The sequence below is a fragment of the Microbacterium lushaniae genome, assembly GCF_008727775.1.
Classification (GTDB): domain Bacteria; phylum Actinomycetota; class Actinomycetes; order Actinomycetales; family Microbacteriaceae; genus Microbacterium; species Microbacterium lushaniae.
Genome location: NZ_CP044232.1, coordinates 1 through 14,209 on the forward strand (window position 1 = coordinate 1; position 14,209 = coordinate 14,209).

9 protein-coding genes, 2 tRNA genes and 1 pseudogene are annotated in these 14,209 nt (G+C 66.6%); 10 read left to right on the forward strand and 2 right to left on the reverse strand.

What is annotated here, in order from left to right; translation table 11 throughout:
* The first annotated feature begins 32 nt into the window (after nucleotides 1-32).
* The 10 genes and pseudogenes from dnaA to F6J85_RS00050 form a co-directional block, all read left to right on the forward strand.
* On the forward strand, nucleotides 33-1,451 hold the full coding sequence (dnaA, locus tag F6J85_RS00005; protein ID WP_150923311.1) for a chromosomal replication initiator protein DnaA: 1,419 nt from the start codon (nucleotides 33-35) through the stop codon (nucleotides 1,449-1,451).
* 407 nt (nucleotides 1,452-1,858) lie between these two features.
* Complete coding sequence (gene dnaN, locus F6J85_RS00010; protein WP_150923312.1) at nucleotides 1,859-3,010, forward strand: DNA polymerase III subunit beta; 1,152 nt, start codon at nucleotides 1,859-1,861, stop codon at nucleotides 3,008-3,010.
* Between the two features lie 51 nt (nucleotides 3,011-3,061).
* On the forward strand, nucleotides 3,062-4,219 hold the full coding sequence (gene recF / locus F6J85_RS00015; protein WP_150923313.1) for a DNA replication/repair protein RecF: 1,158 nt from the start codon (nucleotides 3,062-3,064) through the stop codon (nucleotides 4,217-4,219).
* Nucleotides 4,212-4,703 (forward strand): DciA family protein, encoded by a 492-nt coding sequence (locus F6J85_RS00020; protein ID WP_150920240.1) that lies wholly within the window; start codon nucleotides 4,212-4,214, stop codon nucleotides 4,701-4,703. The genes recF and F6J85_RS00020 overlap by 8 nt, the downstream gene beginning before the upstream one ends.
* Before the next feature lie 122 nt (nucleotides 4,704-4,825).
* Nucleotides 4,826-6,862 carry a DNA topoisomerase (ATP-hydrolyzing) subunit B gene (gyrB, locus tag F6J85_RS00025; protein WP_150923314.1) on the forward strand — a complete coding sequence of 679 codons (2,037 nt, stop codon included), beginning with the start codon at nucleotides 4,826-4,828 and terminating at the stop codon, nucleotides 6,860-6,862.
* A 34-nt stretch (nucleotides 6,863-6,896) separates the two neighbouring features.
* Entirely contained in the window at nucleotides 6,897-9,476 is a 2,580-nt protein-coding gene (gyrA, locus tag F6J85_RS00030; RefSeq protein ID WP_150923315.1) for a DNA gyrase subunit A, read from the forward strand.
* Nucleotides 9,473-9,877 carry a DUF3566 domain-containing protein gene (locus F6J85_RS00035; RefSeq protein ID WP_150920237.1) on the forward strand — a complete coding sequence of 135 codons (405 nt, stop codon included), beginning with the start codon at nucleotides 9,473-9,475 and terminating at the stop codon, nucleotides 9,875-9,877. The genes gyrA and F6J85_RS00035 overlap by 4 nt, the downstream gene beginning before the upstream one ends.
* A gap of 70 nt (nucleotides 9,878-9,947) precedes the next feature.
* Nucleotides 9,948-10,021: transfer RNA gene (locus tag F6J85_RS00040), tRNA-Ile, on the forward strand.
* A 12-nt stretch (nucleotides 10,022-10,033) separates the two neighbouring features.
* Nucleotides 10,034-10,106 (forward strand) — tRNA-Ala (locus tag F6J85_RS00045).
* Nucleotides 10,107-10,273: 167 nt separating this feature from the next.
* Nucleotides 10,274-11,397 (forward strand): annotated as a pseudogene (locus F6J85_RS00050) (IS3 family transposase); the annotation flags it as partial.
* Between the two features lie 448 nt (nucleotides 11,398-11,845).
* Here the strand turns inward: F6J85_RS00050 and F6J85_RS00055 are convergent.
* Nucleotides 11,846-13,120, reverse strand: coding sequence for an MFS transporter (locus tag F6J85_RS00055; protein ID WP_191906682.1), 1,275 nt, complete (start codon nucleotides 13,118-13,120; stop codon nucleotides 11,846-11,848).
* Nucleotides 13,086-14,189 carry an ABC transporter ATP-binding protein gene (locus F6J85_RS00060; RefSeq protein WP_202980852.1) on the reverse strand — a complete coding sequence of 368 codons (1,104 nt, stop codon included), beginning with the start codon at nucleotides 14,187-14,189 and terminating at the stop codon, nucleotides 13,086-13,088. Before F6J85_RS00060 ends, F6J85_RS00055 begins: the two co-directional genes overlap by 35 nt.
* Between the last annotated feature and the right edge of the window lie 20 nt (nucleotides 14,190-14,209).

Below are 14,209 nucleotides of genomic sequence, written 5' to 3' on the forward strand. Positions count from 1 at the left end.
TTTCGTCGCCATCGACCACCCTCGGGGGAGCCATGTCAGACACCGACACATCGGACGTGCCCCTCTGGACGGCGGTGCTCGACCTCCTCCTCGCCGATGAGCGGGTCACGCCCCAGCTCCAGGGATTCCTCCACCTCGTGGTCCCGAGCGGTGTGTACGCAGGTGTGCTCTACCTCGATGTGCCCAACGACCTCACCGCGGCGCAGATCAACAAGCGCCTGCGTCTTCCCCTCCTCGAAGCCCTCACCAAGGTGGATGCCCCGGAGCCGGCCACCTCCTTCCGCGTCGCCGTGAACCCCGACCTGATCGACGCCCACCTGACCGCACCCATCTCCCTGCAGTCCGCGGCGCCGCCGCCGCCCCCCGTCTCCCGCCCCGCCCCCGACGATGCCGGCGAGGCCGCGTCGCCGGCATCCCGCAGCGACACGCGCCTGAACCCCAAGTACACGTTCGACAACTTCGTCATCGGCCAGTCCAACCGGTTCTCGCACGCCGCCGCGGTCGCCGTCGCCGAGGCGCCGGCCAAGGCCTACAACCCGCTGTTCATCTACGGCGACTCAGGCCTCGGCAAGACCCACCTCCTGCATGCCATCGGCGACTATGCCGTGAGCATGTACGCGGGAATCCGCGTGCGGTACGTCTCCAGCGAAGAGTTCACCAACGACTTCATCAACTCCATCGTCAACAACCGCGGTTCCGCCTTCCAGGCCCGCTACCGCGACGTCGACATCCTGCTGATCGACGACATCCAGTTCCTGCAGGGGCGCGCGGAGACGCAGGAGGCGTTCTTCCACACGTTCAACACGCTGCACGACCACGACAAACAGGTCGTGATCACCAGCGACGTGGCGCCCAAGCTCCTCACCGGCTTCGAAGACCGCATGCGCAGCCGGTTCGAGTGGGGCCTCATCACCGACGTGCAGGCGCCGGACCTGGAGACGCGCATCGCGATCCTCCGCAAGAAGGCGCAGAGCGAGCGCCTGCAGATCCCCGACGAGGTGCTCGAGTACATCGCGAGCGTCGTGTCCTCGAACATCCGCGAACTCGAGGGCGCCCTCATCCGCGTCTCCGCCTTCGCGAGCCTCAACCGCTCGAATCTGGACATGTCACTGGCCCAGACGGTGCTGCGCGACATCATCGACCAGGACGACGCCAACGTGGTCTCGCCGACCGACATCATCACCGCGACCGCTCAGTACTTCAAGCTCTCCGTCGATGACCTGTACGGCTCCAGCCGGTCCCAGGCCGTCGCCACGGCGCGCCAGATCGCGATGTATCTGTGCCGCGAACGCACGAGCCTGTCGCTGCCGAAGATCGGTCAGCTCTTCGGGAACCGCGATCACACCACGGTGATGTACGCGTACAAGAAGATCAGCGACCTCATGAAAGAGCGTCGCTCGATCTACAACCAGGTCTCCGAGATCACCACTCAGCTGGGCCGTTCTCGCTGAACCACGCGACGCGCCCGGCACTCCCCGCGTTCTTGACACCGCTGTGCGGTGCCTTCATCATGCGGTTCTGCACAGTGTGGATAACCTGTGGATAACCGTGGACGACACGCCTGAGTCATGTGAGTTGTTTCCCCCGTCGCTGTGGAGGACGCGGAATTACACGGTTGTGATTACACGACGTTCTCCGGAGCCGTTCCGCAGGCGTCCCACATCTCACACGCGTGTAGTTCCCATGTCCCGCGTGGCATCGCACGATCTATCCACAGTTTCCACAGCTGTTAACAAGATGAAGAGAAATCCCTTCGAGGAAATCCACTCGATCACCTTGACGGTGGGAACGGGTGCTTCCGGGAACACAGGACTCGGGCACTAGCATGGGTACGCCAGACGAAGCCGAGGGAGCACCCGTGAAGTTTCACGTCAATCGCGATGTGTTCAGCGAAGCCGTGTCGTTCGTCGTCAAGCTCCTTCCGCAGCGCAACCCGCAGCCGATCCTCGCGGGCGTGCTGATCGAAGCGGGCGAAGGCGGGCTCTCGCTCGCGGCTTTCGACTACGAAGCCTCGGCGCGCACGACGATCGAGGCGACCGTCGACGAACCCGGCACGATCCTCGTGCACGGTCGTCTGCTCTCCGAGATCGCGAGCCGTCTGCCCAACGCGCCGATTCAGATCACCGTCGACGACGACGGCGGCATCCTGTTGTCGTGCGGCTCTGCGCGGTTCACCCTCGCGTCCATGCCCGTTCAGGAATACCCTGCGATCCCCGAGGTCAGCGGTCAGTCCGGGCTCGTGCCGGCCGAGGATTTCGCGACCGCGATCGCCCAGGTGGCTTTCGCCGCGTCGCGCGATGACGTCACCCCCGTCCTCACCGGCGTGCAGCTCGAAGTCACCGGTACCACGCTGAGCCTCGTCGCCACCGACCGTTACCGCGTCGCTCTGCGTGAGATCCCGTGGGACGGCGGCTCCACCGCGAGCGAGGAGCCGATCACCGCACTGGTGCCGGCGCGCACGCTGCAGGAGGTCGGGAAGACCTTCGCACACGGCGGCGACATCGCCATCGCGTTCTCCGGCTCGGGCGATCGCGAGATCATCGCCTTCACCGCGGGCAACAAGACCGTCACTTCTCTCCTGATCAAGGGCAATTTCCCGCCCGTGCGGCGCCTCTTCCCCGCTCAGACCGAGCACCACGCCGTGGTCAACACCGCCGAGCTCGCCGAAGCCGTCCGCCGGGTGTCTCTCGTGCTCGATCGTTCTGCCCCGCTGCGGTTCACCTTCTCCAGCGACTCGGTTTCGATGGATGCTTCGGGCACCGAGCAGGCACGAGCCACGGAGTCCGTCGACGCGACGCTGCTGGGCGAGGATGTGACGCTGGGTCTGAACCCGCAGTACCTGCTGGAGTCCCTGGGCGCGGTCAAGAGCGAGTTCACCCGCGTGACTTTCACCTCGAGCGAGAACGCGAACAAGCTCAGCCCCGTGCTGGTGACGCCTCAGACTTCGGTCGACAAGGGCGGCGCGGAGTCGTTCAAGTACCTCCTGCAGCCCAATCTCCTCCTGCGCTGACGCTCCCGCCGCGGCGTCCGCGGCGTCGCACGTCGGAATTAGGGTGGTCGCATGATCGTGGAGCAGCTCGGGCTCGTCGACTTCCGTAATTACACGGTCGCTGACCTCTCACTGCACCCCGGTCCCAACGTCTTCGTGGGACGCAACGGTCAGGGCAAGACCAACCTCGTCGAAGCCGTCGCCTACCTCGCCACGCTGGGCTCGCACCGCGTCTCTTCCGACGCACCGATGGTCCGCGACGGAGCCGAGGCGGCGATCGTGCGGGCGCGACTGGCCCATGGTGACCGCCGCGTGCTGCTGGAACTCCAGCTGAACCGCAGCGGGTCCAACAAGGCGCGCGTGAACGGCTCCGCCGTGCGCACGGCGGAGCTCCCGCGGTACGCGCAGGTGGTGCTGTTCGCGCCCGAAGACCTCCAGATCGTGCGCGGTGACCCCTCCGCCCGTCGTCGTTTCGCCGACGCGCTTCTCATTCAGCGGGCGCCGCGCCTGGCCGGTGTGCTGGCCGACTACGACCGCGTGCTGCGGCAGCGCGGGGCGCTCCTGAAGTCGGCGCGGGCGCGTGGCATCCGCGGGGACGCGCTGTCCACCCTCGACGTGTGGGATGACAAACTCGTCGCCCTGGGTACCGAGGTGATCCAAGCCCGCCTGGCTCTCGCGGCGGATCTGTCCGAGCCGGTCGCGGCGGCCTACACCGCGATCGCCGGCGCCGACCACGAGCCGCGGCTGGAGTGGGCGCTGTCGGTGCGGGGCGGCGATCCCGAGGAGGGTGAATCGTCGTCGTCGGATGCTGCCGAACCCGCCTCCATCGCCGATCAGTTCCGCGCGGCGCTGGCAGCGCGGCGCTCAGCCGAACTCGAACGCGGGCTGACGCTGGTGGGCCCGCACCGCGACGACCTGGTGCTGCGGGTGCGGGGCCTGCCCGTGCGCGGGTACGCCTCGCACGGCGAATCGTGGTCGGTCGCCCTCGCGCTGCGCCTGGCATCGGCCGAACTGCTGCGCGCCGAGTCGCGGCTGGGAGACCCGGTGCTCATCCTCGACGACGTGTTCGCCGAACTCGACGCGGGCCGGCGCGCGCGCCTGGCGGAGCTGGCCGGCGGCTACGAGCAGGTCATCGTCACCTCCGCTGTGGAAGAGGACGTGCCCGACGGGCTCCGTGCCCACGTCGTGCGGGTCGAAGCCGGACGCATCCTGGAGGATGCAGATGTCTGACAAGGGAGCCCCCGACGTCCCCGAGACCATCGCGACCTACCTGCGCCTGCGCGGACTGGAACCGTCGAAGTTCCGCCGCCGGCGTGGGCCCCGCCCGGTGGCCGATGAGAACCAGCCGTTCATGGGCGGACGCGATCCGCACGGGGTCGGCGACGTGCTCGACACCCTCACCCGGGATGCCGGTTGGGAGCCGCAGCTCGCACGCGCCGACATCGCCCGCACGTGGGAGGAGGTGGCCGGCGCCGAGACCGGACGGCACACCCGTCCGGTCGCGCTGGATGCGGGTCTGCTGACGGTCCAGGCCGACTCGACGGCGTGGGCGAAGCAGCTGCAGCTCATGCGTGCACAGGTGCTTTCGGAGATCATGCGGCGCTTCCCCGAGGCGGGGGTCGACGCGATCCGGTTCATCGGGCCGGACGTCCCCTCCTGGAAATGGGGTCCGAGAGCCATTCCAGGCCGTGGTCCGCGCGATACCTACGGCTGAACCACGTTCAGGGCTGTCCGGGCAGATTTCAACGCGCCACAGGGGCGTACACGCATCGGAGAACACCTCCAGGTTGGTAGACTGGGAGAACATCTGCCGACCTGTATGGAGCGCGCGAACTTATGACGTCCGAGAACCCCGCCAACGTTCCCGAAGAAGCCGCTTCCGCTCCCACGAAGAACCCGCACGAGTACGGCGCAGACGAGATCCAGGTGCTCGAGGGTCTCGAGGCTGTCCGCAAGCGCCCGGGTATGTACATCGGCTCGACCGGTGAGCGCGGGTTGCACCACCTGGTCTACGAGATCGTGGACAACTCCGTGGATGAGGCCCTCGCCGGCTACTGCGACACGATCGGCGTGACGATCCTGCCCGACGGGGCCGTGCGCGTGGTCGACAACGGTCGCGGCATCCCGGTGGACATGCACCGCACCGAGAAGAAGTCGACCGTCGAGGTCGTCCTCACGGTGCTGCACGCCGGCGGCAAGTTCGGCGGCGGCGGGTACGCGGTCTCCGGCGGGCTCCATGGCGTCGGCTCCTCCGTGGTCAACGCACTCTCCTCACGCCTGGACGTGGAAGTCCGGCGACAGGGTCACGTGTGGCGCCAGTCGTTCCGCGACGGCGGTGTGCCGGTGGCGCCCCTGGAGAAGGGCGAGGCGAGCGATGGGACCGGCACGACCATCACGTTCTGGCCGGATGAGAGCATCTTCGACACGGTCGACTTCGACTACGAGACCCTTCGGACGCGTTTCCAGCAGATGGCGTTCCTCAACAAGGGGCTGCGCATCGATCTGAGCGACGAGCGGCCGCAGTCGGTCTCGGTCGAGGCGAGCGAAACCGGCGAGGAGATCCCGCACCAGCCGCACGACAGCTTCCTGTACGAGCGCGGACTCGTGGACTACGTCGAGTACCTCAACAAGGTGCGTCGCTCCGAGGTGGTCAACGACGTCATCATCGACTTCGAGTCGGAGGACAACAACCGCAAGATCGCGCTCGAGATGGCGATGCAGTGGACCACCAGCTACAGCGAGAACGTCTTCACGTTCGCCAACACGATCAACACCCACGAGGGCGGCACCCACGAAGAGGGATTCCGTGCGGCCCTGACCACTCTGGTCAACCGGTACGCGCGCGCCAACAACCTCCTCAAAGAGAAGGACGACAACCTCACGGGTGAGGATGTGCGCGAGGGGCTGACCGCTGTGCTCTCGGTCAAGCTCTCCGAGCCGCAGTTCGAGGGTCAGACCAAGACCAAACTCGGCAACACCGAGGCCAAGGCGTACGTGCAGAAGGTGGTCGGCGACCAGCTCGGCGATTGGTTCGACCGCAACCCGGTGCAGGCCAAGAACATCATCCGCAAGGCCATCGACGCAGCCACCGCCCGCCTTGCCGCGCGCAAGGCCCGCGAGACCGCGCGGCGCAAGAGCGTGTTCGAATCGGCGGCGATGCCCGACAAGCTCAAGGACTGCACGAGCAAGGACCCCTCGATCAGCGAGATCTTCCTCGTGGAGGGCGACTCGGCCGGTGGCTCTGCCGTGCAGGGACGCGACCCGCACACGCAGGCGATCCTGGCGCTGCGCGGGAAGATCCTCAACGTCGAGCGCGCGCGGCTGGACCGGGCGCTGGGCAACAAGGAAGTCCAGGCGATGATCCAGGCTTTCGGCACGGGCATCGGCGAGGACTTCGACATCGAGAAGGCGCGATACCACAAGATCGTGCTGATGGCCGATGCCGACGTCGACGGTCAGCACATCACGACGCTCCTGCTCACGCTGCTGTTCCGCTACATGCGCGGGCTCATCGAGGCCGGGTTCGTCTACCTCGCGCAGCCGCCGCTGTACCGCATCAAGTGGTCCAACCACGCGCACGAGTACGCCTACAGCGACCGTGAGCGCGACGCGCTGATCGTGGCCGGGCAGGCCGAGGGCAAGCGCATCCCGAAGGACAACGCCATCCAGCGGTACAAGGGTCTGGGCGAGATGAACGACCACGAGCTGTGGGAGACCACGATGGACCCGCAGACCCGCACCCTCCGCCAGGTGACGATCGATGATGCGGCCTCGGCCGATGAGATCTTCTCGGTGCTCATGGGTGAAGACGTCGAATCCCGTCGCGGGTTCATCCAGCGCAACGCGAAAGACGTGCGCTTCCTCGACATCTGAGCTCGCCGCCGACCTTACGAAGAACTGAGAAGACATGGCTGACGAAGAACGCCCCGCCACACCGGCCCACGAGCACGGCAAGATCGACCAGGTCGACCTGCAGCTGGAGATGCAGCGCAGCTACCTCGACTACGCGATGAGCGTCATCGTCGGTCGTGCGCTTCCCGACGTGCGCGACGGACTCAAGCCCGTGCACCGCCGAGTGATCTACGGCATGTACGACGGCGGGTTCCGCCCCGACAAGTCCTTCTCCAAGTGCGCACGCGTCGTCGGCGAGGTGATGGGGCACTACCACCCGCACGGTGACGCGCCCATCTACGACGCCCTCGTGCGTCTCGTGCAGCCGTGGTCGCTGCGCTACCCGCTCGCGCTCGGGCAGGGAAACTTCGGCTCGCCCGGCAACCAGGGCGCCGCGGCCCCCCGCTACACCGAGACGAAGATGGCTCCGCTCGCGCTGGAGATGGTGCGCGACATCGAAGAGGAGACCGTCGACTTCCAGGACAACTACGACGGTCAGACGCAGGAGCCTGTCGTCCTCCCCGCCCGCTTCCCGAACCTGCTGGTGAACGGCTCGGTCGGCATCGCGGTGGGTATGGCCACCAACATCCCGCCGCACAACCTGCGCGAAGTCGCCTCCGGCGCGGTGTGGGCGCTGGATCACCCGGATGCCACGCGCGAAGCGCTCCTCGAGGCGCTGATGGAGCGCATCCCCGGCCCCGACTTCCCGACCCACGCGCAGATCCTCGGCACCCGCGGCATCAAGGACGCGTACCGCACCGGCCGCGGATCGATCACGATGCGCGCGGTCGTCAACGTCGAGGAGGTCCAGGGCCGTGCGTGCCTGGTCATCACCGAACTGCCGTACCAGGTCAACCCCGACAACGTCGCAGTGAAGATCAGCGACCTCGCCCGCGACGGCAAGATCACCGGCATCGCCGACATCCGCGACGAGTCGTCGGGGCGCACCGGTCAGCGCCTGGTGATCGTCCTCAAGCGGGATGCCGTCGCCAAGGTCGTGCTCAACAACCTGTACAAGCACACGCAGCTGCAGGAGAACTTCGGCGCGAACATGCTCGCCATCGTCGACGGCGTGCCGCGCACGCTGCCGCTGGACGGCTTCATCTCCCTGTGGATCGAGCACCAGGTCGAGGTCATCGTCCGTCGCACGCGCTACCGCCTGCGCAAGGCCGAAGAGCGCATGCACATCCTGCGCGGTTACCTCAAGGCGCTGGATGCGCTCGACGAGGTCATCGCCCTCATCCGTCGCTCGCCCACGCCCAGTGAGGCGAACGAGGGTCTGCAGAAGCTCCTCGACATCGACGAGCTGCAGGCAGCCGCCATCCTCGACATGCAGCTGCGTCGCCTGGCTGCCCTCGAGCGGCAGAAGATCGTCGACGAGGCCACCGAGCTCGAGGCCAAGATCGCCGACTACAACGAGATCCTCGCCGACGGAATCCGGCAGCGCCGGATCATCCGCGACGAGCTCACCGTGATCGTCGACCGGTTCGGCGACGACCGCCGCACCGAGATCGTCCCGGGCTATGACGGCGACATGAGCATGGAAGACCTCATCCCTGAAGAGGAGATGGTGGTCACCGTCACGCGCGACGGCTACATCAAGCGCACGCGCAGCGACAACTACCGCTCTCAGCACCGCGGGGGCCGCGGGGTGAAGGGTGCCCAGCTGCGGGCGGATGACGTCGTCGAGCACTTCTTCGTCACCACGACGCACCACTGGCTGCTGTTCTTCACGAACAAGGGCCGCGTGTATCGCGCGAAGGCGTACGAAGTGCCCGAGGCCGGGCGCGACGCGAAGGGTCAGCACGTCGCCAACCTGCTCGCGCTGCAGCCGGAGGAGGAGATCGCCCAGATCCTCGACATCCGCGACTACGAGGTGGCCACCTACCTCACCCTCGCCACGCGCGGGGGCCTGGTGAAGAAGACGCGTCTGTCCGAGTACGACACGAACCGCCAGGGCGGCGTCATCGCGATCCGGCTCCGTGAGGGCGACGAGCTGGTCAGCGCCCTGCTCGTGGACGAGGGCGATGACATCATGCTCATCAGCCGGCATGGCATGTCGCTGCGCTTCACCGCGACCGACGAGTCGCTGCGGCCCATGGGCAGGGCCACCGAGGGCGTGAAGGGCATGTCGTTCCGCGGGGATGACAGCCTTCTGTCGGCGTCGGTCGTCTCCGAAGACGGCTATGTGTTCGTCGTCACCGAGGGCGGCTACGCCAAGCGCACCGCGGTGGACCAGTACCGCACCCAGAGCCGCGGCGGTCTGGGCATCAAGGTCGCCCGTCTGAGCGACGATCGCGGCGACCTCGCCGGCGGTCTCATGGTGTCGGAGGACGACGAGGTGCTTGTGGTTCTTGCCAGCGGCAAAGTGGTACGCTCTGCCGTGGCCGAGGTGCCTGCCAAGGGACGTGACACCATGGGAGTGGTTTTCGCTCGCGCCGGCGGAGATGACCGCATCATCGCAATCGCCCGCAACAGCGAGCGCAGTATGACGGCCCTTGCAGAGGATCCCGAGCCCGTGGGCGATGCGCCCGCCGTCGATGCGGCCGCATCCGAAGCCTCAGCCGAGACCCCCGAGGAGAGTACTGACGCATGAGCACGGTAGCCGACAAGCTCGCCAAGAAGTCCACCCACAAGACCGGGGCCAAGCAGGTGCGCCTGCGACTGGTCTACGTGGACTTCTGGTCGGCGCTCAAGCTCTCGTTCCTGGCCGCGGTCGCCTTGGCGATCGTCACCGTGGTGTCGTTCTTCCTCATCTACATGGTCGTGAAGACCACGGGGCTCATCGACCGTGTGGATGAGTTCTTCACGAGCTTCTCCGACGGCGGTGTGTCGCTGGAGGCGTTCGTGGGGCTGCCCCAGGTGATGGCATTCGCTGCCATCGTGGCGATCCTCAACCTCGTCGTCGTGACGGTGCTGGGCGCCGTGGTCGCCGGCATCTACAACCTCGCGGTCAAGGTCACCGGAGGACTCCTCGTCGGTTTCACGTCGAACTGATCCGATTCGGAAAAAGCCCGCAGGTCGGGTAAAGTCGACGAGGTTGACGACATGCGCGTCAGCGCGATTCGGGGCTATAGCTCAGGCGGTTAGAGCGCTTCACTGATAATGAAGAGGTCCCAGGTTCAAGTCCTGGTAGCCCCACTCTCAGCCCTGGGGGCCTTAGCTCAGTTGGTAGAGCGCCTGCTTTGCAAGCAGGATGTCAGCGGTTCGAATCCGCTAGGCTCCACACCCTGCTCGTACCGTTGAGTCGTATCGAGGCGCGCACGATTCCCGCTCTCCTTTTGGTCAAGGTCCGTTCTTCCGCTTGGAGTGCGTCGGAGATCTTGGTTGCTGGCGCGCACCCTGATCCAGTCCTGATCTGTGGTGATTCGTCACCGCTGCAAGGATGTCCTCATGCCTAGGCCGTTCCCCAAGGAGTTCCGGGACGACGTCGTGGCGATCGCGCTGAAGCGGGAGTCGTCGTTCGCGCAGATCGCGAAGGACTTCGGGATCTATGAATCGTGTGTCCAGCGGTGGGTCAAGATCGCTGAAGTCGACGGCGGCCGCCGTCCGAGCGTGAGTTCGAGCGAAGCGGCCGAGAACCGTGAGCTGCGTAAGCGGGTGGAACGGCTGGAGCAGGAAGCGGAGATCCTTCGGCGGGCGGGGGCGTATCTGTCGCAGGCGAATCTCTCCGGCCCAAAAGGCTCTACCCGCTCGTGAGTGAACTCGCCGCCCACGGGGTCCCCGTCGCGGTGACGTGCCGGGTGTTTAAGTTCGTGAACAGCCGTACTACCGGTGGCTGCAAGACCCCGTCCCGCAGCGGGATTGGGAAGACGCGCACCTGATCAACGCGGCCCTCGACGTGCATGCCAACGACCCCGCCTTCGGATACCGGTTCATCGACGACGAGCTCGCGGTGGCCGGATTCACCGCGTCGGAGCGGCGGGTGTACTCGGAGGACGAGATCTTGACCGCGTTGGTCCGCAAGCCGCGCGGCAAGGGACGCCTCGTCGGCCCGCCCGTGCCCGACGATCTCGTGCAGCGGGAGTTCACCGCGACCGGCGCGGACGGGCTCTGACTCACCGCTATCTCCGAGCACCCGACGGGTGAAGGCAAGCTCTATCTCCGCGCCGTGAAAGACGTCTGGTCGAACCGGATCGTGGGGTACTCGATCAGCGAACGGATGACCTCAGAGCTCGCCGTGTCCGCGTTGCGGATGGCGATCCAGCGTCGCAACCCGACGGGCACGACCGTTCACAGCGATAGGGGGCAGCCAGTTTCGTTCCCGGCGTTTCCACACAGAACTCGACCGGAACGGGCTTATCGGATCCAGGGGCAGAGTCGGCGCAGCGGGTGACAACGTGGCGATGGAATCGTTCTCCGCGCTGCTGCAGAAGAACGTGCTCAACAGCCGGCGCTGGCCCACCCGCGACGACCTCCGCCTCGCCATCGTGACCTGGATCGAACGGACCTATCACCGCCGTCGTCGCCGGCAACGCGTCCTCGGCAACTTGACCCCGGTCGAGTTCGAAGCCATCATGACCATACAAGCCGCCTCCGCGGCATCTGGCGCACGGGATCACGGTGTGACCGACTGCGCTGCCTTGGATAGAGCCGTGTGTTCGACGTCCCGGTCGTCGAGCCCTGGGTCCGACCCGCTGGCTGATGGTGGCTCCTGGGTCCACTCCCGACCCGCGGGTCGATGCGGTCACGAACGACCAGTCGCCGCGGTACGCTGAACCTTCGTCGAGGTGCCGCCGCCTGGGCGCAGGCGCTGCAGCGCGGCGACTGGCGTGCGAACTCTCCGTGGTGCTCAGGACCGTCGCGGCGCACGTGCACGGTGAAGGGGCCGCGTCTCTCGTGTTGCCAGGCCCGCGGCGGGTGACGCGCCGCCGGCACCGCCGGAACTCCACTGTCGGCCAGACAAGGCGGGCGAGCCGCGCAACGGTTCCTACATTGCGCGGGTCGCCGGCCTCGGGTCGCGCGCTATGCCCGACGCTGGGTCTCGTCCGCAGCGGGCGCTCCCGCGTGTGGGCGCACGGTGACCGCCCACGCCTGCTGGACGGCGACTGTCATCAGAACCGCACAGAGGAGCGCCGCGATCCCGAAGACGATGCCGACGCCGCTGACATCGAAGAGCGCGCCGAAGACGATGGGTGTGATCAGCGCACCCGCCGCCGAGAAGTATTGCGTGGCGGTGATCCGGAGCGCCCGCCCTTCGGTACTCGTCGCACCCGACGTGGCCAGGAGGTTCGTGCATCCGATACCCAGCCCGTTGGCGACACCCTGCAGCATCGCTGCGGGGATCGCCATCAACGGAACGGCGGGGGCGAAGGCGAGCAAAGCGAGTCCTGCAACGCTGCAGCACCCGATGACAATCAGTGATGCGCGCATCCCGAGCCGGAGGATCAGCCGGCGGAAGCTCAGCCCTGCGCACACAGACACCGCGTCTCTGGTGACCAGGAATACGAGCACCCAGAGCCCGACCTCGGCGGGAGGCAGCCCGACCAGTCCGAGCGGATAAAAAGCGTTCCCGAGGAGCACCACCATAACCATGCCGGTGTTGAGGGCGGACGAGGCGACGATGGGACGCTCGCGAAGCATCGCCAGCGCCCGCCACGTGGAGGTGCGCTTGGTGCGCGGTGGTGCGGCGACACGACGGTCGGGCATGCGCGGTGTCGTCAGCACCATCGCGACGAGGAATAGCAGCATCGCGATGAACACGGCCCACACCGCTGACAGCGCAGTCAGGAGCGCGACGACGCCGGCGGCCACACCGACCGCCCCACGTTGCGAAACGCTGTTGAAGCTCTGCATGCGGAGCTTATCGCCGTGCTCGGTGACGTAGGCGAGAAGCACCACAGTGGTCGGAGTGCGCGCGAGGCCGAAGATCGTCACAGCAATCAGCCACAGCGCGATGCTTGACGACCCGACCCCTGCGGTGACCATGAGGACCGTGGCGCACAGCATGGTCAGACCGCCGATTGCCACCACCTTTCGCCTGCCGTGCCGATCGGACCAATCGGCTACGGGCGCTGCGAGGAGGATCCCGACGCCCATGCCGATGGCGAGCATGGTTCCCGCCTGCGCTCCCGTCATCCCGGCCCCCGCCACCAAGACCGTTGGCAGGGCGATCTGAAACATGGCGTCCGCCGCGAACAGCGTGAAGACGCCGGCGATCAGGGGAAGTGAGAGGGCGGCGCCGATCTCGGCGCCGCCCCTACAGTCAACGGCCACCTGAAGCCAGCTCGCTCTCCTCATCCATCGCAGCCGATTCGCTGACAAGCGTGCTGTCACGCGGCGCCCACACCAGGCGCGCCTCGTCACCGACATGCACCTCGGTTGGGGTCTGCGCGTCGAATACGGCGGAGACTTCGGTGCCGTCCGAACGTGTCAGCACCACGCGCCGGTTCTCGCCGGCATAGACAACAGCCGCGACACGAGCCTTCACGAAGGACAGTCCCGGAGCGAGGTCACCGTTTGCCGGCGCGACGCGCGCTCGGGAAGGGCGGACCATCACGAGGCACTCCTCGCCCACCGCTGCACCACCCGGCACCTTCACTACGCCGTCCGGCAGCAAGATCTCGGTGGAGGATCCGCTCTCGACAGGTACCCCGCGGAACAGGTTGCTGTCGCCGAGGAAGCGCGCCGTCAGCTCCGAGTTGGGCTGATCGAAAAGTTCGGTCGGCGTGCCGAGTTGCACGAGCTTCCCGTCGGCGAGCAGTGCGATCCGGTCGCTCATCGTCAGGGCCTCCTCCTGGTCGTGCGTAACATTGATGACAGTCACGCCCAGCTCGCTGCTCAGCCGCCGGATCTCCACCTGGAGCGACTCCCGCAGCCGGCGATCGAGCGCTCCGAGGGGTTCGTCCATGAGCAGTACTCGGGGCTGAGTGACGATCGCGCGAGCGAGGGCCACGCGCTGCTGCTGACCACCCGATAGCTCCTTGGGCTTGCGATCTTCGAACCCTGTCAGGTGCACGGCGGCAAGTGCCTTCCGCACTAGTCCATCACGCTCCTCCTTCGGGAACTTCTGGCGCGCGAGCGGAAACATGACGTTCTTGTAGACGTTCATATGAGGGAAGAGCGCATAGTTCTGGAACACCATGCCGATGTGACGTTTGTGCACCGGCACGTCGGTGAGATCGACGTCATCGACGGCGATGCGCCCCGAATCGGGGGTCAGGAAGCCCGCAATCATCCGCAAGAGCGTGGTCTTGCCCGACCCGGAGGCGCCCAGCAGCGTGACGAACTCACCGGCCTTGATGTCCAGAGTGACGTTTTCGACGGCGACGACGTCGCCGTACTGCTTCCGGATGTCCTGCAGCTGCACCGAGGCGCCACTTTGACGAA